A 17,954-nucleotide genomic window follows, 5' to 3' on the forward strand; every position below is an offset into this window, starting at 1 on the left:
ATGCTGGCGAAGATCGTCGCCGAACTCGGTCCGTGGAGCTGGTGGGTCGCAGGCCTCGTGCTGCTCGCCGCGGAATTGATCGTTCCCGGCTTCTTCCTGGTCTGGATCGGACTTGCTGCCTTGATCGTCGGTGCACTGTCGCTGCTCTTCTGGGACAGCGCCTTCTGGGTCTGGGAGTTGCAGGCAATCCTTTTTGCGCTTCTCGCCGTTGCCACGACCTTCGCCGGCCGCCGGCTGACGCTGCGCAATGCGACGACCGACGAGCCCTTCCTCAATCAGCGCGGTGCGAGCCTCGTCGGCCGCACGGCGACGCTGCACGAACCGATCCGCGAAGGCCGCGGCCGCATTCGTCTCGACGATACGCTATGGCAGGTGATGGGACCCGACTTGCCCGCCGGAACGCAAGTGAAGGTGGTTTCGAGCAACGGCCGCGACCTGACGGTCGAGCCCGTCTGATCAAACGAGCCTGATCAGGCGACGCCGATCCGCAGCAGGTCGTGGAAATGCACCAGCCCGACCGGGCGGCGGTCGTCGTCGATGACGATCAGCGCGCCGATATGATGCTGGTTGAGCAGCGCGAGGGCCGCGGTCGCCAGCACCGTCTGCTTCACCGTCTTCGGCGTCCGCGTCATGATGTCATCGACGGCAAGCTCTGAAAGATTGCGTGTCAGATTGCGCGCCATGTCGCCTTCGGTGACGATACCGCAGAGCCGCCCATCTTCGTCCAGCACGCCGACGCAGCCGAAATGTTTGCGCGACAGCACCGTGATCGCCTCCGGTATCGGTGTGCCCTTGGCAACGAGCGGCAGCCGCTCGCCGGTATGCATGATGTCGGCGACATGCATCAGGCTCGCGCCCAGCTTGCCGCCGGGATGGAAGACGTGGAAATCCGTGGCGGTAAAGCCGCGCGCCTCCAGGAGCGCCACCGCCAACGCGTCGCCGATGGCAAGCTGCATCAGCGTCGAGGTGGTCGGCGCCAGCCCATTGGGGCAGGCCTCCTGCTCGTTCGGCATCAGAAGGACGATATCGGCGGCGGCCGCGAGCGAGGACCCTTCGCTGCAGGTGATCGCGATAAGCGGAATGGAGAAGCGCCGCGTGAAGGAAATGATGCTCTTGAGTTCGGCGCTCTCACCACCCTTGGAAATCGCCAGCACGACGTCGTCGCGCGCGATCATGCCGAGATCCCCGTGATTGGCCTCCGCCGCATGCACGAAAAAGGCAGGCGTTCCGGTCGAAGCGAATGTCGCCGCGAGCTTGGCGCCGATATGCCCGCTCTTGCCGACGCCGGTGACGATCACCCGTCCGGAGATGTCGCCGATGACTTCGACGGCCCGTGTGAAAGGACCGGCCAATCCCTTGTCAAAGGCCTGTTCGAGCGCTTCAAGACCGCGTCTTTCGGACTCTATCGTGCGTTTTGCCGATTCGAGCACGCTGTTTTCAACGAGGTTTATCGCTCTTCTGTTCATGAAGTTGCGTTAGACCTTTTCACTTTCCAAGTCCACCCCGCACTCTTTCCGACCCGCACTCTTTCCGAACTGTGAACAGTACCCGCCGACAGCAACGAATGATTAACCACGAGGCTTTACCTTTGGGTAAGAACCGAAAGCATGTCAGGCGCGAATTGCATGGGCCAGCCAAACCAGACGAGCAGTGTGACGCCGCTCCGCGCCATGAGCCGTGCCGTCTCTTTTGCTGCGTTCGGCTGCTTGCTTCTCAGCCAGACGGCAGCCTTCGCGCAATCCGCCTCGGCGCAACCGGCAAACAGCCGCTCCGCCGCCTCCCAGGACAATCGCACCACGTACAGCGCCGCATCCGTCGCCGGTTTCGATGACGATACCGCCGCTCCCGCGGCAAACGGCACGACCGCAAACGCGGACGATACCCAGCAGCGGCCCGCCATACCCGATGCACAAGCGGGCGACGACATTACCGGTTCCATCCTCGACGAGGACATACGCCGGCTGAACACCCGTGAAGCGCCGCTCGACGAGACACTGCCACGCCGCAGGGCTGCCGAAAGCGCCTCGAAAGAGGAAACGCCGGGAATCCCGATCGGCACGTTCGTGCTCCGCCCGAGCGTCACCCAGAGCATCAACACTGAAACCACCAAGGACGGCAATACCACGCAACGGCGCGCCTTTCTTGAAACGGACGCAGCAGCGACCCTGACCTCGGACTGGGGCCGGCATCAGTTGACCGTGACCTCGGAAGGCGCCTGGCAGAAGAATGTCAGCGGCGAAGGTGAGGAACAGCCCTCCTTCAAGATCAACAGCGATCTCAGGCTCGATCTTCCCGATGACACCACGGCGCACCTGATCGCCGGCTATAATTTCTACCGCGAGGACACCGATGATCCCGACGCGATCACCAACGCCGCGCAGCAGTCGGACGTCCAGGAATTTTCGGCCGGCGCCTCCGTCCAGCGCGATTTCGGGATCCTGCGCGGCACGACGGCACTTGCGCTGACACGCTCGATCTATTCGGACGCTAAACTTTCGAACGGCACCACCGTCTCCCTCAGCGACCGCAATCAGACGGCGGGCACGTTGCGTGGCCGTGTCGGCTACGAACTGTCACCCGCACTCATCCCCTTCATCGAGGCCAACATCGGCCGCACGGTCTATGACGAAACGCAAGATTCCGCCGGTTATGAGCGTTCCGGCCATAGCTATGGCGCCAAGGCCGGCGTCGAGGTCGATCTCGGTGAAAAGCTGAAAGGTGAAGTCGGTGTCGGCTACGAGATGGCGGATTTCGAAGACAGCCGCCTGTCCTCGATCGATACCGCCACGCTCGATGCGAGCCTGCTCTGGTCGCCGATCCGCGGCACCGATGTCAATCTCGACCTGCTGACCAGCATCCAGCCATCGACCACGGCAGGCGAAAGCGGCTACGTCTCGCACGCGCTGACGACGACGGTCACTCACCAGCTGCGCGACAATCTGGTCGGGACGATGATCGGCGGGGTGATATGGCGCGATTATCCCACGGACAGCACCATCAACGACGAGCTCGTCTATACCGCCGCAACCGGCCTGACCTGGAATATCAACCGCTATCTCGATCTGACCAGCACGCTCGGCTACGAGCTGACGACGCGCAGGGAAGGCACCGATTCGCAGCAATGGCGTGCCGGCGTCGGTCTCAAGCTGAAACGCTAGAGCATGTCGCGCAAAAGTGTGCCGCGATTTTGCGACAACGACATGCGTAAAAACAAAGAGCTAAAGCGCAAGGAGCGAATCTGAAAGATCGCGACGCGCTTTAGAACAACTCCAGCAAAAGTGCGGGAGCGGCTTGCATCGAGGAAATGGAAGCGCCGCGCGTCCGATAGGAAGCGCGGCGCTCTATCACTTTGAATCTGCGCTGAGCAGCAACCTTACTTCAGGCCGGCCAGCAGTTCCCTGAAGCCGCCTTCGACGGACGGGCGGATATCGGCGCGTTCGAGAGCGAAGGCGACGTTTGCCAGGATGAAGCCGTCCTTGGCGCCGCAGTCATAGGTCGCGCCACGGAAGTGGTAGCCTGCGAAATCCTGTTCCTTCAGCAGCTTCAGCATGCCGTCGGTGAGCTGGATCTCGTTGCCGGCGCCGCGCTCCTGGGTTTCGAGGATCTTGAAGATCTCCGGCTGCAGGATATAGCGGCCGTTGATGAAGAAGTTGGAAGGCGCCGTCCCCTTGGCGGGCTTTTCCACCATGCCGGTGATGCGGAAACCGTCGCCGATCGCCTCGCCGACCCCGACGATGCCGTATTTATGCGCCTGGTCCGGGGCGCATTCCTCGACGGCGATGATATTGCCGCCGCTCTGGGCATAAAGGTCGATCATGCCCTTCATACAGCCCTTGTCGCCCTTCATGATCATATCGGGCAGCAGCAGTGCGAAGGGCTCGTCCCCAACGATCTCGCGGGCGCACCACACGGCGTGGCCGAGGCCGAGAGGCTCTTGCTGGCGAGTGAAGCTCACCGTCCCGGCCTTCGGCAATTGCTGGGCGAGAAGGGTAATTTCCGCCTTCTTGGCGCGCTCGCGCAGCGTCTGTTCCAGCTCGAAATGAATGTCGAAATAATCTTCGATGACGTGCTTGTTGCGTCCGGTGACGAAGACCAGATGTTCGATCCCGGCCTCGATCGCCTCATCGACGACATATTGAATGATTGGCTTGTCGACGACGGTCAACATTTCCTTCGGAACAGCCTTTGTCGCCGGAAGGAATCGCGTTCCCAACCCGGCAACCGGAAATACTGCTTTACGAACTTTGTTGTGTTGAGCCACACCCGGCCTCCTGCTTCGATCATATCGCTTTGGAAATGGAGTTTTTTAGCTTTAACTAGTATAGAATTGCTACTGTTTTGCAAATGGTGACCGCAGCGGGTCGCCATGGTAAAGAATTTGTTGACTCCGTTCCTGTAGTCTCGGGTCTGGGCGGACATGATGCCCCGCTGCACCGGAAACTGAAGATGACGGATACGACTGTCGATGACCCAGAATCACAAAAACTCCCTTCGTGGTCTTGCTCTCGCCCTCGTTGTTGCCGCCCAGGTGGCACTGGTCCCCGACAACGCGAAAGCTGATTCCCGCTTCCAGAAATGGATCGCGGATTTTTACCAGACTGCCGCTCAGAGTGGCATCAGTAAGGCAACCTATCAAAAGGCCTTTTCCGGGGTGAGCGATCCCGATCCGACCGTGCTCGAAAAGGCGGCCTACCAGCCGGAATTCACCTCGAAGATCTGGGACTATATCGATTCCCGCGTCAATCCCTATACGGTCAAGATCGGCCGCGAGATGGCCGTCAAGCACGCAAGAACGCTCGCTGCGATCGAGCAGCGGTTCGGCGTCGACAAGACCATATTGCTGGCCATCTGGTCGATGGAATCGAATTACGGCGCGGTCCTCGACAAGGACGACCGGCTGCATTACGTGCCGCGCGCCCTGGCAACACTTGCCTATGCCGATCCGAGCCGGGCCAAATTCGCCAAGAAGCAGCTGGTCGCCGCGCTGAAGATCCTGCAGAACGGCGATGTGCCGGCACGCGAGATGACCGGCTCCTGGGCCGGCGCCATGGGCCACACCCAGTTCATTCCGACAAGCTACCTGCTTTATGCCGTCGATGCCGACGGCAACGGCCATCGCGACATCTGGAACTCGATCCCCGACGCGCTGGCGACCTCGGCCAACCTCCTGATGAAAAACGGCTGGGACGCAGGCAAGACCTGGGGCTACGAGGTCGTCGTTCCCGCCGCAGTCGCCCAGCAGGCCGGCAAGACCCATACGCTGGCCCAATGGGCAGCACTCGGCCTGACCCGCCCGAACGGCAAGGCCTTCCGCGAGAGCGCCACCAAGGCCGTGCTGAAGATGCCGGCCGGGCCCAGTGGCCCGGGCTTCCTGATGACCGCCAACTTCTTCACCATCAAGAACTACAATGCCTCGGACAGCTACGCGCTTGCCGTCGGTCTGCTGGCCGACCAGATCGCCGGCTACGGCGGCATGCAGCAGCGCTGGCCGCGCCCGGACGGTGCCCTCGATATCACCGAGAAATTTGAGCTGCAGACCCGCCTGAAGACACTCGGCTACTACAATGGCGAGGTCGACGGCAATTTCGGCTCGGGTTCGAAGGCGGCGATATCAGCCGTGCAGTCGCGCATCGGCATGCAGCCGGACGGCGAGCCCTCCTTGCCGCTTCTCAACGCATTGCGCCGCTAGATCGGGATGATCCCGGCCGGATCGGCCGGAAATCTCAATCCGCATTTGAATCAAGGAAGTAGGGCATGATACCGCCCGAAGACCCCACACACTTTTCGGCATGATGCTCTACAACAGGCAGAACAGTGACCTAGATAAGAGCGGGAGTGGACGCTGGCCTACCCGGCGTGCAAGATGCCGGCAGATGCGGAACTGCCCATGACTGAGAAAACTGATCGGACCCGTAAAATCCGTTGGCTCGTGCTCGCCTTGACGGCGGCTTCGCTATGCCTTGGCGCCCTTGCGCCGGTGCATGTCGCCGAAGCCCAGGAGCAGCGCTATCAACGTCGATCGATCCTCGATTTCTTTCTCGGCCGGCGCTATCTCGATGACGGGCCGCAAGCCCCTGACGTCCAGCAGCCGAGACGCCAGCAGCGCAAACGGCCGCCGGCGCCGAAGGCCATCGTCAATACCCGTACCGCGCCGCCGGTCCGCGCTCCCGTACAGGAGGAGCCGGCGGTGCAAAAGCTCGGCGACGCCCGGACGATCCTGATCGTCGGCGATTTCCTGGCCAGCGGCCTCGGCGACGGCCTCACCGCCGCCTTCGAGACCTCACCGGGTGTGGTCGTCCAAGCCCGCGGCAACGTCTCCTCGGGTCTTGTCCGCGACGATTATTACGACTGGCCGGAACAGCTGCCGAAGATGATCGACGAGCTGAAGCCGGCAATGGTCGTCGTCATGATCGGCGCCAACGACCGCCAGCAGATGGTGACCGACACCGCCAAGGAAAAATTCCGTACCGACGGCTGGTTCACCGAGTACCGCCGTCGTGTCCTTTCCTTCGGCAAGGAAGTCACCGGCCGCAAGATCCCGCTGCTCTGGGTCGGCCTTCCCGCCTTCGAGTCCGATTCGATGACGGCCGATGCCGTCCAGATGAATCAGCTTTACCGCAACCAGGTCGAAAGCATCGGCGGCGAATTCGTCGATATCTGGGATGGTTTCGTCGATGAAAACGGCAATTTCATCGTCACCGGTTCGGATGTGAACGGCCAGCAGGTGCGCCTGCGCACCTCCGATGGCATCAACCTGACCCAGGCCGGCCGGCGCAAACTTGCCTTCTATGTGGAAAAACCGGCGCGGCGTCTTCTCGGCACGCAGGCAAGCCCCGATCTGGTCCGCCTCGACTCCAGCAATCTGCCCGGTCTCGGCCTTCCAGCCAATCCGGTCGAACATACCGTGCCGATCAGTCTCTCCGATCCCAATCTCGACGGCGGCGCCGAGCTTCTCGGCGCCAGGCCGCCGCCTGTGACCTTGACACGGTCGCCGCGCGACCTGCTGGTCGAGCAGGGCGAAATGACGCCAGCACCTCCCGGCCGCGTCGACGATTACCGCCTGCCTGTGGCAAAAGCGCCGGCTGAAGTCTCGGTCAAGTGAAAAGCGCCGTCTGAGGCCCAAGGCGCTCGCAGCAGGGACTTTGCGGGCGGCATCCTTGCAAAGAACGTCTGCGTAAGACATTTTATGCCTCGATCGTCTCAGGACATCCACTTTCGTGACGTCGCCGAAATTCAATCAAGCATTGGCAGGCATTGGGTTGATGGGCTCATTTGTGATCAGACGCGCGTGTCAATCGGATGCGGTAGCCTTGTCCAAATTCGCCGCAAGGCTATTCCGTGCAACCTACAGCAGCAACACGGCAGCCGCCGATCTTGACGCCTATATCTATAAGAATTTCAACAGGGAACGTCAGGAAGCGGAGATTGTCGATCTCTCAGCCGCTGTTTTCCTTGCGACGATCGATGATCTCATCATCGGATTTGCACAAGTCGTCGTGGGGTCAACCGAAAGTCGCTCGGCTCTTCTCAACCGGATTTACATAGATGCCGAATGGAGAGGAAGCGGATTGGCGAACGATCTTCTCGATACGGTTGTGAGCGAGTCGGCACAGCGTGGCGTTACGCGACTTGAACTAACCATGTTCGAGCGAAACGCGCGAGCAATAGCGTTCTACAAACGGGCCGGATTTGCGGCAACCGGGAGCACCACGTTTGCGGTCGGCGAAGATTTGCAGACCGACGTCGTGATGGAGATGGACTTGGAGGCGCGGTTTAAGCGCAGACCAACCTAGCCCATTTCCCATTTCGCATGTTCTTGCTTTCGCGCCAAAATCAAAAAACTCCGCCGGAAAGGCGGAGTTCGTGTCTTCGGGAAGTGTGCGCAGCCTATGGTCAGTTCGGCAGCACGGTTGAGCCCATCAATTCCTCGTCGATGGCGCGCGCTGCCTGGCGGCCTTCACGGATCGCCCAAACCACCAGCGATTGGCCGCGGCGCACGTCGCCCGCCGTCCAGAACTTGTCGACCGAAGTCTTGTAGTCGCGGTCGTTGGCGACGACGTTGGTCGAGCCGCGCTTGTCGGTGTTGAGCGTCAGCTTGCCGTCGAGCTCCTTCAGCACGCTTGTTGTGAACGGGCCGCGGAAACCGATGGCGATGAAGGCGAGATCGGCGCGGATGACGAATTCCGTGCCTGGAACCGGCCGCCGGCGCTCATCGACCTCGCAGCATTTGACACCGGTCAGCACTCCGTCTTCGCCGACGAATTCAAGAGTGGCCACCTGGAATTCACGCACCGCACCCTCGGCCTGCGAGGAGGAGGTGCGCATCTTCGTCGCCCAGAAAGGCCAGACGGCAAGCTTGTCTTCCTTCTCCGGCGGCTGCGGCCGGATGTCGAGCTGGGTAACCTTGACGGCTCCCTGGCGGAAGGCCGTGCCGACGCAGTCCGAAGCCGTATCGCCGCCGCCGACGACGACGATATGTTTGGCGCCGGCAAGGATCGGGTCCGACGGCCAGCCGACGCTGTCGATGTTCTCGCGCCCGACGCGGCGGTTCTGCTGCACGAGATAGGGCATCGCATCATGCACGCCCGCAAGGTCGGTCCCTGGGATACCCGCCTCGCGCGGCGTCTCGGAGCCGCCGCAGTAGAGGACGGCGTCGTGATCGGCGAGCAACTGCTCGACCTTGACGTCGACGCCGACATTGACGCCGCAATGGAAAGTGACACCCTCGCCCTTCATCTGCTCGACGCGGCGGTCGATGAAGTTCTTCTCCATCTTGAAATCCGGAATACCGTAGCGCAGCAGTCCGCCCGGCTTCGTCTCGCGCTCGTAGAGATGCACCTCATGGCCGGCGCGGCCGAGCTGCTGGGCGGCCGCCATACCCGCCGGGCCGGAGCCGATCACGGCGACCTTCTTGCCGGTATGGACCGTGGCCGGCTGAGGCCGGATGAAGCCGAGCTCATAGGCCTTGTCGGCGATCGCCTGTTCGACCGTCTTGATGGCGACCGGCGCATCCTCGAGGTTCAACGTGCAGGCTTCCTCGCAGGGCGCCGGGCAGACGCGACCGGTGAACTCAGGAAAGTTGTTGGTCGAATGCAGGTTCTGGATCGCAGCTTCCCAGTTGTTGTTGTAAACGAGGTCGTTCCAATCGGGAATCTGGTTGTGAACAGGGCAGCCGGTCGGGCCGTGGCAATAGGGGATGCCACAGTCCATGCAGCGCGCGGCCTGTTTCTGCACTTCCGGGTCCGACATCGGGATCGTGAACTCGCGGAAATGACGGATACGATCCGACGCCGGCTGGTACTTTGCCACCTGCCGGTCGATTTCCAGAAACCCTGTTACCTTACCCATGTTTTCGTCCCTTACCCTCATGACCGCCTCACCGCAGCCAATCTGTCTATCGTCAGTCCCGGTACCCGGGGCAAGTTGCTTGTCTTGACCGTCATTGGATCATATCCCCTGCAAGACATCCGTGCGATCTGAACACCTTCGTCGTCGGCGTGATCGTCACGGGTCGTTGAGATATTGTCGTCATCCGTCACCCGCAGTCAGCAGGTGACGGATGTCCCGGTGCAATTCATTCCGCGGCGATGCCCATCCGGCTGCGCTCCATTTCCTCGAGCGCACGACGGTATTCGACCGGCATGACCTTGCGGAACTTCGGACGGTATTCGGCCCAGTTGTCGAGAATCTCAGTGGCGCGGGCCGAGCCGGTATAGTGCAGATGGTTGGAGATCAGCTGGTAGAGGCGCTCCTCGTCATGGCGCGTCATGTCGCCAGAGACGTCGACGCGTCCCTTGTGCATGAGGTCGCCGCCGTGATGGTGCAGCTTCTCCAGCATGTCGTCCTCCTCGGGCACCGGCTCGAGCTCAACCATCGCCATGTTGCAGCGGCTGGCGAAATCGCCGGTTTCATCGAGCACGTAGGCGACACCGCCGGACATCCCGGCCGCGAAATTACGGCCCGTGGCACCGAGCACGACGACGACGCCACCGGTCATGTATTCGCAGCCATGGTCGCCGACACCTTCGACGATGGCAATCGCGCCTGAATTGCGCACGGCGAAACGTTCGCCCGCCACGCCGCGAAAATAGCATTCGCCCTCGGTCGCACCATAGAGCACGGTGTTGCCGACGATGATCGAGTCCTCGGCTACGATCCTCGAATTCTCCGGCGGCCGGATGATGATCTTGCCGCCCGAAAGGCCCTTGCCGACATAGTCGTTGCCGTCGCCGATCAGGTTGAAAGTGACGCCGCGCGCCAGGAAGGCGCCGAAGCTCTGCCCCGCCGTGCCGCGAAGCGTCACGTTGATCGTGTCTTCCTTCAGACCGCGATGGCGATAACGCTTGGCGACCTCGCCGGAAAGCATCGCGCCCACCGACCGGTCGACGTTCTTGATGCCGACTTCGAAGGCGACGGGCGTCTTGGCCGTCAGTGCCGGCTGCGCCTGCTCGATCAGCACGCGGTCGAGAATATCGTCGATCGGGTGCTTCTGCCGGCTCGTCCAGAAGGTCTCTTCCTTGGGAGCGTCGACCTTGTGGAAGATACGGCTGAAATCGAGGCCCTTTGCCTTCCAGTGGTTCAGCATCTCGTCCTTCTTCAGAAGCTCCGAGGCGCCGATGATCTCGTCGAGCCGGGTGAAGCCCAGCGAGGCGAGGATTTCACGCACTTCGTTGGCGACGAAGAAGAAATAGTTGATGACGTGCTCCGGCGCGCCCTTGAAGCGTTTGCGCAGCACCGGATCCTGGGTCGCCACACCCACCGGACAGGTGTTGAGATGGCACTTGCGCATCATGATGCAGCCGGCGGCAATCAGCGGCGCGGTGGCAAAGCCGAATTCGTCGGCTCCGAGCAGCGCCCCGATGATAACGTCGCGGCCAGTCTTCAGCCCACCGTCCACCTGCAGGGCGACGCGCGAGCGCAGCCCGTTCAGCACCAGCGTCTGCTGCGTCTCGGCAAGGCCGATTTCCCAGGGGCTGCCGGCATGTTTCAGCGACGTCAGCGGCGACGCACCCGTGCCGCCGTCGAAGCCGGCGACCGTAATATGGTCGGCGCGTGCCTTGGCGACACCGGCGGCAACCGTGCCGACGCCGACTTCCGACACGAGCTTGACCGAAACATCGGCGGTCGGGTTGACGTTCTTCAGATCGTAGATCAGCTGCGCCAGATCTTCGATCGAATAGATGTCGTGGTGCGGCGGCGGCGAAATCAGGCCGACACCCGGGGTCGAATGTCGGGTCTTGGCAACAGTCGCATCGACCTTGTGACCGGGCAGCTGGCCGCCTTCGCCGGGCTTGGCGCCCTGCGCCACCTTGATCTGCAGCATGTCGGCATTGACGAGATATTCGGTGGTGACGCCGAAGCGGCCGGAGGCGATCTGCTTGATCGCCGAACGTTCCGGGTTCATCGAACCATCGGCCAGCGGCATGTAGCGGTCGGATTCCTCACCACCTTCGCCGGTGTTCGACTTGCCGCCGATCCGGTTCATGGCAATCGCCAGCGTCGTATGCGCCTCTCTGGAGATTGAGCCGAAGGACATTGCGCCCGTCGAGAACCGCTTGACGATATCGGCCGCCGGTTCGACCTCGTCGGCCGATACCGGCTTGCGGCCGAGCGCTTCGGCGCTCTTGATCTTGAACAGCCCGCGGATCGTGTTCATCCGCAGCGCCGAGTTGTTCACCATCTCGGCGAATTCCTGGTAACGGTCCTCGGCATTGCCGCGCACAGCATGCTGAAGGGCCGCGACGGCATCCGGCGTCCAGGCATGGCTTTCGCCGCGCATGCGGTAGGCATATTCGCCGCCGATGTCGAGCGTCGTGGCAAGAAGCGGATCGGTGCCGAAGGCCGCGTTATGGCGGGCGACGGTTTCTGAGGCGATCGCCTCGAGGCCAACGCCTTCGATCATCGTCGCGGTTCCGAAGAAATACTTGTCGATCAGTTCCGACTGCAGGCCGATCGCATCGAAGATCTGCGCGCCGCAATAGGACTGGTAGGTCGAGATGCCCATCTTCGACATGACCTTGAGGATGCCCTTGCCGACTGCCTTGATGTAGCGGTAGACGACTTCGGAAGCATCCACTTCCTTCGGGAATTCGCCCTTGGCATGCATGTCGAGCAGCGTGTCGAAGGCAAGATAAGGGTTGATCGCCTCGGCGCCGTAGCCGGCGAGCAGGCAGAAATGATGGACCTCGCGCGGCTCTCCGGTCTCGACGACGAGACCGACCGAGGTGCGCAGCCCCTTGCGGATCAGATGGTGATGCACGGCAGCGGTGGCGAGCAACGCGGGAATCGCGATCCGATCCGGCCCGATCTGGCGGTCGGAGAGCACGATGATGTTGTAGCCGCCCTTGACGGCCGCTTCCGCGCGCTCGCAGAGGCGGTCGAGCATCTCGGGCATGCCTTCGGCACCACGCTCGATATCATAGGTGAAATCGAGCGTCTTGGTGTCGAAACGGTCTTCCGTGTGGCCGATCGAGCGGATCTTCTCGAGATCGCCATTGGTCAGGATCGGCTGACGAACCTCGAGCCGTTTGGCGTTCGCCGCCCCCTCATGGTCGAGAATGTTCGGCCGCGGCCCGATGAAGGAAACCAGGCTCATCACCAGTTCTTCGCGGATCGGGTCGATCGGCGGGTTGGTCACCTGCGCGAAGTTCTGCTTGAAATAGGTGTAGAGCAGTTTCGGCTTTTCCGACATCGCCGAGATCGGCGTATCCGTGCCCATCGAGCCGATCGCCTCCTGGCCCGTCGTCGCCATCGGCGACATCAGGATGCGTGTATCCTCGAGCGTATAACCGAAGGCCTGCTGGCGGTCGAGCAGCGACACGTCGCGGCGCAGCGCCCGCGGCTCCACCGGCTTCAGGTCTTCGAGGATCAGTTGGGTGCGGTTGAGCCAGCTGCGATAGGGATGCGCCGTCGCCAGCTGCGACTTCACCTCGTCGTCGGAAATGATGCGGCCTTCTTCCATATCGATCAGCAGCATCTTGCCCGGCTGCAGGCGCCACTTCTGGATGATCTTCTCCTCCGGAACCGGCAGCACGCCGGCTTCGGACGCCATGATGACGCGGTCGTCATCGGTGACGAGGTAGCGCGCCGGCCGCAGGCCGTTGCGGTCGAGCGTCGCGCCGATCTGCTTGCCGTCGGTGAAGGCGACGGCAGCCGGCCCGTCCCAGGGCTCCATCAGCGCCGCATGATATTCGTAGAACGCCTTGCGTTCGGCCGCCATCGACTGGTTGCCGGCCCAGGCTTCCGGGATCAGCATCATCACGGCATGCGCCAGCGAATAACCGCCGCGCACCAGGAATTCGAGCGCATTGTCGAAGCAGGCCGTGTCCGACTGCCCCTCGTAAGAGATCGGCCAGAGCTTGGAAATGTCCTCGCCGAACAGCGGCGAGGACACCGACGCCTGGCGCGCCGCCATCCAGTTGACGTTGCCGCGCAGCGTGTTGATCTCGCCGTTATGGGCGACCATACGGTAGGGATGCGCGAGCTTCCACGACGGGAAGGTGTTGGTCGAGAAGCGTTGATGCACCAGGGCGACCGCGCTTTCGAAGCGCGGATCCGACAGGTCCTTGTAGTAGACGCCGACCTGATAGGCCAGGAACATGCCCTTGTAGACCACCGTCGCCGACGACAGCGACACCGGATAGAAATTGCTCTCCTCGCCGTCGAACTCGTCATAGATGCGGTTCGAGATCACCTTGCGCAGCGTGAACAGCCGGCGCTCGAACTCGTCGTTGTTTTCGGCGTCCTCGCCGGCGCCGATGAAGACCTGCACATGATGCGGCTCGGTTGCGGCAATGGCCGGCGCCTTGGAGAGCGAGGAATTGTCGACCGGCACGTCGCGGAAGCCGATGAAGACCTGACCTTCCTCGGTAATGACGTCCTTGATCACCTTCTTGAAGTGCTCGATCTGCTTTTCATCGCGCGGCATGAAGATATGGCCGACACCATATTCGCCGACCGGCGGCAGGGTGATGCCCTGCTCGGCCATCTCCTCGCGGAAGAAACGGTCGGGGATCTGCACCAGGATGCCGGCGCCGTCACCCATCAGCGGATCGGCGCCGACGGCGCCGCGATGCGTCAGGTTCTCGAGGATGAAAAGGCCATCCTTGACGATCTGGTGCGACTTCTCACCCTTCATATGGGCGACGAAGCCGACGCCGCAGGCATCATGTTCGTTGCGCGGATCGTAGAGGCCCTGCTTCTTCGGCAGGCCGGAGGCGGATTTGGACATATTGGCCGTCGCGCGCAGCTCAGCAGCAGCAAACCGGTCAACTTCCATGGATGGCGTCTTCGTCATCATCTTTCCTCCTGTCGAAGCCCGCGCGGTCGCGGGCGGCTTTTCGTCCCGCGCCGCAACCCGAAGATAGGTTCGGCGCATGACAGCGCTGTTGCATTGTGAAGATCGGCCGCAGACATCTGCTTTAAAGGAAAGCAAACCGTCGCGTTCCGCGCCTGCCATTCGCCTCCGCGCGCCACCCCTTAAGGCTTGACGCTCGGAAGAACTATAGCGTGAAAGCCGGTCTGTTCCAGGGCTTTCGGCGCCTCTTCGGTCATAAAGGCCAGAATAGGACAGCAACACTGTCCTAATTCATCAGTTCTATGCCAGAAAGCATTCGGCTCTGCAAGAGCGCTCCGTCAAAAAACGTCAATTTGCGACGGAAGATTGCCTATGTAGCGGCGATGACGAAAGAAAATTACGTTGTAACGTATTATTTTGTTTATTGATTGCGTAGTTCAATTTCCGTGATGTGTCGCCGGCGACGACCTTGATCCTGCGAAGCTTTGGCGTAATGTCCGCTGCGGACTTGCCAACCCCTTCCTTTCCAACGGTTTCCCCACATGTTCTTTGCTTCCGATAACTGGGCCGGCGCCCACAAATCCATTGCCGAACGTCTGCTGACGGAATCGACCGGCTTTGCCGCCGCCTATGGCGCCGGCGATCTCGACAGAAAGGTCGAAGCTCGTTTTTCCGAGATCTTCGAGCGTGAGGTTTCGATCTTCTTCGTCGCCACCGGCACAGCCGCCAACTCGCTGTCGCTCGCAAGCGTCCAGCGCCCCGGCGGCATCACCTTCTGCCATTCGGAAGCCCATGTGATCGAGGATGAATGCGGTGCGCCGGAATTTTTCTCCGGCGCCGCCCGTCTCGTTGCCGTTGACGGCGAAGCCGGCAAGATCGATCCGGCGAAGCTTTCTGAAAAGATCGCAACCTTTCCCGAGGACGCCGTCCATCACGGCCGCGCCAGCGCCGTGACCATCACCCAGGCGACCGAGATCGGCACCGTCTATTCCTTGCCGGAGATCGGCGAGATCGCCGCCATCGCCAGAAAGCGCAGCCTGCCGCTCCACATGGATGGTGCCCGCTTTGCCAACGCCCTGGTCGCACTTGGCGCCACCCCGGCCGAGATGACCTGGAAGCGCGGCGTCGACATGCTCTCCTTCGGCGGCACCAAGAACGGCTGCTGGTGCGCCGAGGCGATCGTCTTCTTCAATCCGGATCAGGCGCGGGAAATGCCCTTCATCCGCAAGCGCGCCGCCCAGCTCTTCTCCAAGTCGCGTTTCATCGCCGCCCAGTTCGACGCCTATTTCGAAAACGGCCTCTGGCTCGATCTTGCCCGTCATTCGAACGGCATGGCCGACCGGCTGCGCGCCGGCATCGGCACGAGCAATTCCGCCCGCCTCGCCTGGCCGACCGCATCCAACGAAGTCTTTGCCGTCGTCAGCAAAAGTGCCGTAAAAACCGCGGAGGAAAAGGGCGCGAAATTTTACGAATGGCCGGTCCCGGCGGCAACGCCCGAACTCGTTTCCGAAAGCGAAACCCTGATCCGCCTCGTCACCAGCTTCGCGACGACCGAAGCGGATGTCGATGGTTTCCTGAAATGCCTGGCCGCTTGATCGCCGGCGCGAAAGGCTTGCCGGACCGGCGGGCCTTTCGCTGCCGGCAAGGACTCACGCCGACCTCAGCCCCCTCACCTTCTGCAGAATATCCTCCGACAGGGCCGAGACCAGCGCCTGGTTCGCGCCCTTGCGCGGAACCAGCACGAATTCCACATCCTCCAGCACCGGAAGTCTTCCCGCAGTGATTTCCTTCAGCCCTGAGGGCGCCATGCTGCGCGGCTGCACCAGCACCCCCATCCCGGCCCGGGCCGCTGCCGTCAGCCCGCTCAAGCTGCCGCAGGTACAGACGATCCTCCACGGCACCCCGTTTCGACCGAGCGCTTCGAGCGCGATCACTCGCGTGACGCTCGGCGGCGGAAAGGCGATCAGTGGCAGAGGGCCGGAGGCGAGCACACGCTCTGGATCACGCGCCAGCCAGACGAGCGGCTCGCGATAGACGAGCTTTCCGCGCGCATCGCCGAGCCGGCGCTTGGCGAGCACCAGATCGATCTCGCCATTGTCCTGCATCTCGTAGAGAACGCCGGAAAGCGCCACAGTCAGCTCAAGGTCGACGGAGGGGTGCGAACGAACGAAATCCTCGAGCACCGCCGGCAACTGACTGGTGACGAAATCTTCCGACACGCCGAGCCGCAGGCTGCCGCGCAGGCTGTTGTTCTTAAACAGCGACTGTATCTGCCCCTCGATCGAAAGCATGGCGCGCGCATGCAACAGCAGCGCCTCGCCATTGCCGGTCAGCATCACCTTATGCGTGTCGCGCGCCAGCAGCTTGCGCCCGAGTGCCGTCTCCAGCCGCTGGATGTGCTGGCTGACGGTCGACTGACCGAGGCCGAGCCTCTCTGCCGCGAGCGTGAAACTGCCCATCTGTTCGACAGCAACGAAACTGCGCAATTGCGAAAGGTCTAGCATGATCCAGTTTCTCGATAACTGTTATTCCTTGCATCCTGGATCATAATGGACGACAGAACAATGATTGTTTTATCACGCCGCGAGATCGCCATGCGCCGCTTTCTGCCCGATACATTCACCATCCTGCTTGTCTGCACCGTCATCCTCGCCTCGCTGCTGCCGGCGCGCGGCACATTCGCGCATTATTTCGGTATCGCCACCGACCTTGCCATCGCGCTGCTGTTTTTCCTGCACGGCGCCCGCCTGTCGCGCGACGTCGTCATATCAGGCCTGCTGCACTGGCGCCTGCATCTCGTCATTCTGCTGACGACCTTCGGCATCTTCCCGCTGCTTGGCATGGCGCTCGGACTGATCCCCGACACGATCCTGCCGCAGCCGCTTTATCTCGGCATCCTCTTCCTCTGCGTGCTGCCCTCGACGGTGCAGTCGTCGATCGCCTTCACCTCGATGGCGGGCGGCAACGTGTCGGCCGCCATCTGCTCGGCCTCGGCATCCAACATCTTCGGCATGTTCCTGACACCGCTGCTCGTCGGCCTGTTGTTTTCCGTCGGCGGCCACGGCGGCTTCTCCTTCGACGCATTAGAGCAGATCCTGCTGCAGTTGCTCGCCCCGTTCATCGTCGGCCAGATTCTGCAGCCCTGGATCGGCGACTGGATTCGCGCCAAGAAGAAGATCCTGATGCCTGTCGACCGCGGCTCGATCCTGATGGTCGTCTATCTCGCCTTCAGCACGGCTGTGGTCGAAGGTCTGTGGCACACCTTCTCGATCGCCGATATCGCCGTCGTCATCGTCGCCGACATGGTTCTGCTGGCAATTGTCCTGGTACTGACGATGTTCGGCAGCCGTTGGCTGGGCTTCAACAAGGCCGACGAGATCACCATCACCTTCTGCGGCTCGAAGAAGAGCCTTGCAAGCGGCGTGCCGATGGCGAACGTCATCTTCGCAGGCCAGTCGATCGGCGCGATCGTGCTTCCGCTGATGCTGTTCCACCAGATCCAGTTGATGGTCTGCGCCGTCATCGCCCAGAAATACGCCGCCGCCGCGGCCCGCCGCGCAACGGACGAGGAAATCGACGAAGCCGCCAGCCCGGCATGAAGCATGTCGCGCCAAGCGGCAATAAAAAACGGCGCCCCCGATGGAGCGCCGTCCGTTTC

The 17,954-nt window shown here is 61.9% G+C and carries 12 protein-coding genes; 7 read left to right on the plus strand and 5 right to left on the minus strand.

Annotated features, from left to right (window positions below; translation table 11 throughout):
- A complete protein-coding gene (locus N2600_RS18835) occupies positions 1 to 456 on the plus strand; it encodes an NfeD family protein (RefSeq protein WP_017967853.1) in 456 nt (151 codons plus the stop codon).
- A 14-nt stretch (positions 457 to 470) separates the two neighbouring features.
- Here N2600_RS18835 and N2600_RS18840 read toward each other — a convergent pair whose 3' ends face one another.
- The gene (locus N2600_RS18840) at positions 471 to 1,466 is read right to left on the minus strand and encodes a KpsF/GutQ family sugar-phosphate isomerase (RefSeq protein ID WP_260297109.1); all 996 of its coding nucleotides are present in this window, start codon (positions 1,464 to 1,466) and stop codon (positions 471 to 473) included.
- A 159-nt stretch (positions 1,467 to 1,625) separates the two neighbouring features.
- On the opposite strand from N2600_RS18840, the gene N2600_RS18845 reads away from it, so the two are divergent.
- On the plus strand, positions 1,626 to 3,158 hold the full coding sequence (locus N2600_RS18845; protein WP_260297110.1) for an outer membrane beta-barrel protein: 1,533 nt from the start codon (positions 1,626 to 1,628) through the stop codon (positions 3,156 to 3,158).
- Between the two features lie 215 nt (positions 3,159 to 3,373).
- Here N2600_RS18845 and galU read toward each other — a convergent pair whose 3' ends face one another.
- Positions 3,374 to 4,261, minus strand: coding sequence for a UTP--glucose-1-phosphate uridylyltransferase GalU (gene galU / locus N2600_RS18850; RefSeq protein ID WP_003542870.1), 888 nt, complete (start codon positions 4,259 to 4,261; stop codon positions 3,374 to 3,376).
- A gap of 204 nt (positions 4,262 to 4,465) precedes the next feature.
- Here galU and N2600_RS18855 point away from each other — a divergent pair, with 204 nt between their 5' ends.
- From N2600_RS18855 to N2600_RS18865, 3 genes are all read left to right on the plus strand, one after another.
- Positions 4,466 to 5,689 (plus strand): lytic murein transglycosylase, encoded by a 1,224-nt coding sequence (locus tag N2600_RS18855; RefSeq protein ID WP_260297111.1) that lies wholly within the window; start codon positions 4,466 to 4,468, stop codon positions 5,687 to 5,689.
- Between the two features lie 174 nt (positions 5,690 to 5,863).
- Positions 5,864 to 7,102 (plus strand): SGNH/GDSL hydrolase family protein, encoded by a 1,239-nt coding sequence (locus tag N2600_RS18860; RefSeq protein ID WP_260297113.1) that lies wholly within the window; start codon positions 5,864 to 5,866, stop codon positions 7,100 to 7,102.
- A 115-nt stretch (positions 7,103 to 7,217) separates the two neighbouring features.
- Positions 7,218 to 7,793 (plus strand): GNAT family N-acetyltransferase, encoded by a 576-nt coding sequence (locus N2600_RS18865; RefSeq protein WP_260297115.1) that lies wholly within the window; start codon positions 7,218 to 7,220, stop codon positions 7,791 to 7,793.
- A gap of 100 nt (positions 7,794 to 7,893) precedes the next feature.
- On the opposite strand, the gene N2600_RS18870 is transcribed toward N2600_RS18865, so the two are convergent.
- Together N2600_RS18870 and gltB are read right to left on the minus strand one after the other, a co-directional pair.
- Positions 7,894 to 9,348 (minus strand): glutamate synthase subunit beta, encoded by a 1,455-nt coding sequence (locus tag N2600_RS18870; RefSeq protein WP_260297116.1) that lies wholly within the window; start codon positions 9,346 to 9,348, stop codon positions 7,894 to 7,896.
- A 226-nt stretch (positions 9,349 to 9,574) separates the two neighbouring features.
- Positions 9,575 to 14,299 carry a glutamate synthase large subunit gene (gltB, locus tag N2600_RS18875; protein ID WP_260297120.1) on the minus strand — a complete coding sequence of 1,575 codons (4,725 nt, stop codon included), beginning with the start codon at positions 14,297 to 14,299 and terminating at the stop codon, positions 9,575 to 9,577.
- A gap of 539 nt (positions 14,300 to 14,838) precedes the next feature.
- Here gltB and N2600_RS18880 point away from each other — a divergent pair.
- Positions 14,839 to 15,891 (plus strand): threonine aldolase family protein, encoded by a 1,053-nt coding sequence (locus N2600_RS18880; RefSeq protein WP_222280394.1) that lies wholly within the window; start codon positions 14,839 to 14,841, stop codon positions 15,889 to 15,891.
- 54 nt (positions 15,892 to 15,945) lie between these two features.
- Here the strand turns inward: N2600_RS18880 and N2600_RS18885 are convergent, their stop codons facing one another.
- Positions 15,946 to 16,800: a LysR substrate-binding domain-containing protein gene (locus N2600_RS18885; RefSeq protein ID WP_260297121.1), complete on the minus strand. Its 855-nt coding sequence runs from the start codon at positions 16,798 to 16,800 to the stop codon at positions 15,946 to 15,948.
- Positions 16,801 to 16,845: 45 nt separating this feature from the next.
- Here N2600_RS18885 and N2600_RS18890 point away from each other — a divergent pair, with 45 nt between their 5' ends.
- Positions 16,846 to 17,895 carry a bile acid:sodium symporter family protein gene (locus N2600_RS18890; RefSeq protein ID WP_032985735.1) on the plus strand — a complete coding sequence of 350 codons (1,050 nt, stop codon included), beginning with the start codon at positions 16,846 to 16,848 and terminating at the stop codon, positions 17,893 to 17,895.
- Positions 17,896 to 17,954 lie beyond the last annotated feature (59 nt).

Origin of the sequence: Rhizobium sp. WSM1274 (assembly GCF_025200775.1) — a bacterium.
GTDB lineage: Bacteria > Pseudomonadota > Alphaproteobacteria > Rhizobiales > Rhizobiaceae > Rhizobium > Rhizobium leguminosarum_I.

Coding starts and splice junctions, on each gene's coding strand:
- N2600_RS18835 (WP_017967853.1), top strand. CDS start 1: ATGCTGGCGAAGATCGTCGCCGAACTCGGTCCGTGGAGCTGGTGGGTC.
- N2600_RS18840 (WP_260297109.1), bottom strand. CDS start 1,466: ATGAACAGAAGAGCGATAAACCTCGTTGAAAACAGCGTGCTCGAATCG.
- N2600_RS18845 (WP_260297110.1), top strand. CDS start 1,626: ATGGGCCAGCCAAACCAGACGAGCAGTGTGACGCCGCTCCGCGCCATG.
- N2600_RS18855 (WP_260297111.1), top strand. CDS start 4,466: ATGACCCAGAATCACAAAAACTCCCTTCGTGGTCTTGCTCTCGCCCTC.
- N2600_RS18860 (WP_260297113.1), top strand. CDS start 5,864: ATGCCGGCAGATGCGGAACTGCCCATGACTGAGAAAACTGATCGGACC.
- N2600_RS18870 (WP_260297116.1), bottom strand. CDS start 9,348: ATGGGTAAGGTAACAGGGTTTCTGGAAATCGACCGGCAGGTGGCAAAG.
- gltB (WP_260297120.1), bottom strand. CDS start 14,299: ATGATGACGAAGACGCCATCCATGGAAGTTGACCGGTTTGCTGCTGCT.
- N2600_RS18880 (WP_222280394.1), top strand. CDS start 14,839: ATGTTCTTTGCTTCCGATAACTGGGCCGGCGCCCACAAATCCATTGCC.
- N2600_RS18885 (WP_260297121.1), bottom strand. CDS start 16,800: ATGCTAGACCTTTCGCAATTGCGCAGTTTCGTTGCTGTCGAACAGATG.
- N2600_RS18890 (WP_032985735.1), top strand. CDS start 16,846: ATGGACGACAGAACAATGATTGTTTTATCACGCCGCGAGATCGCCATG.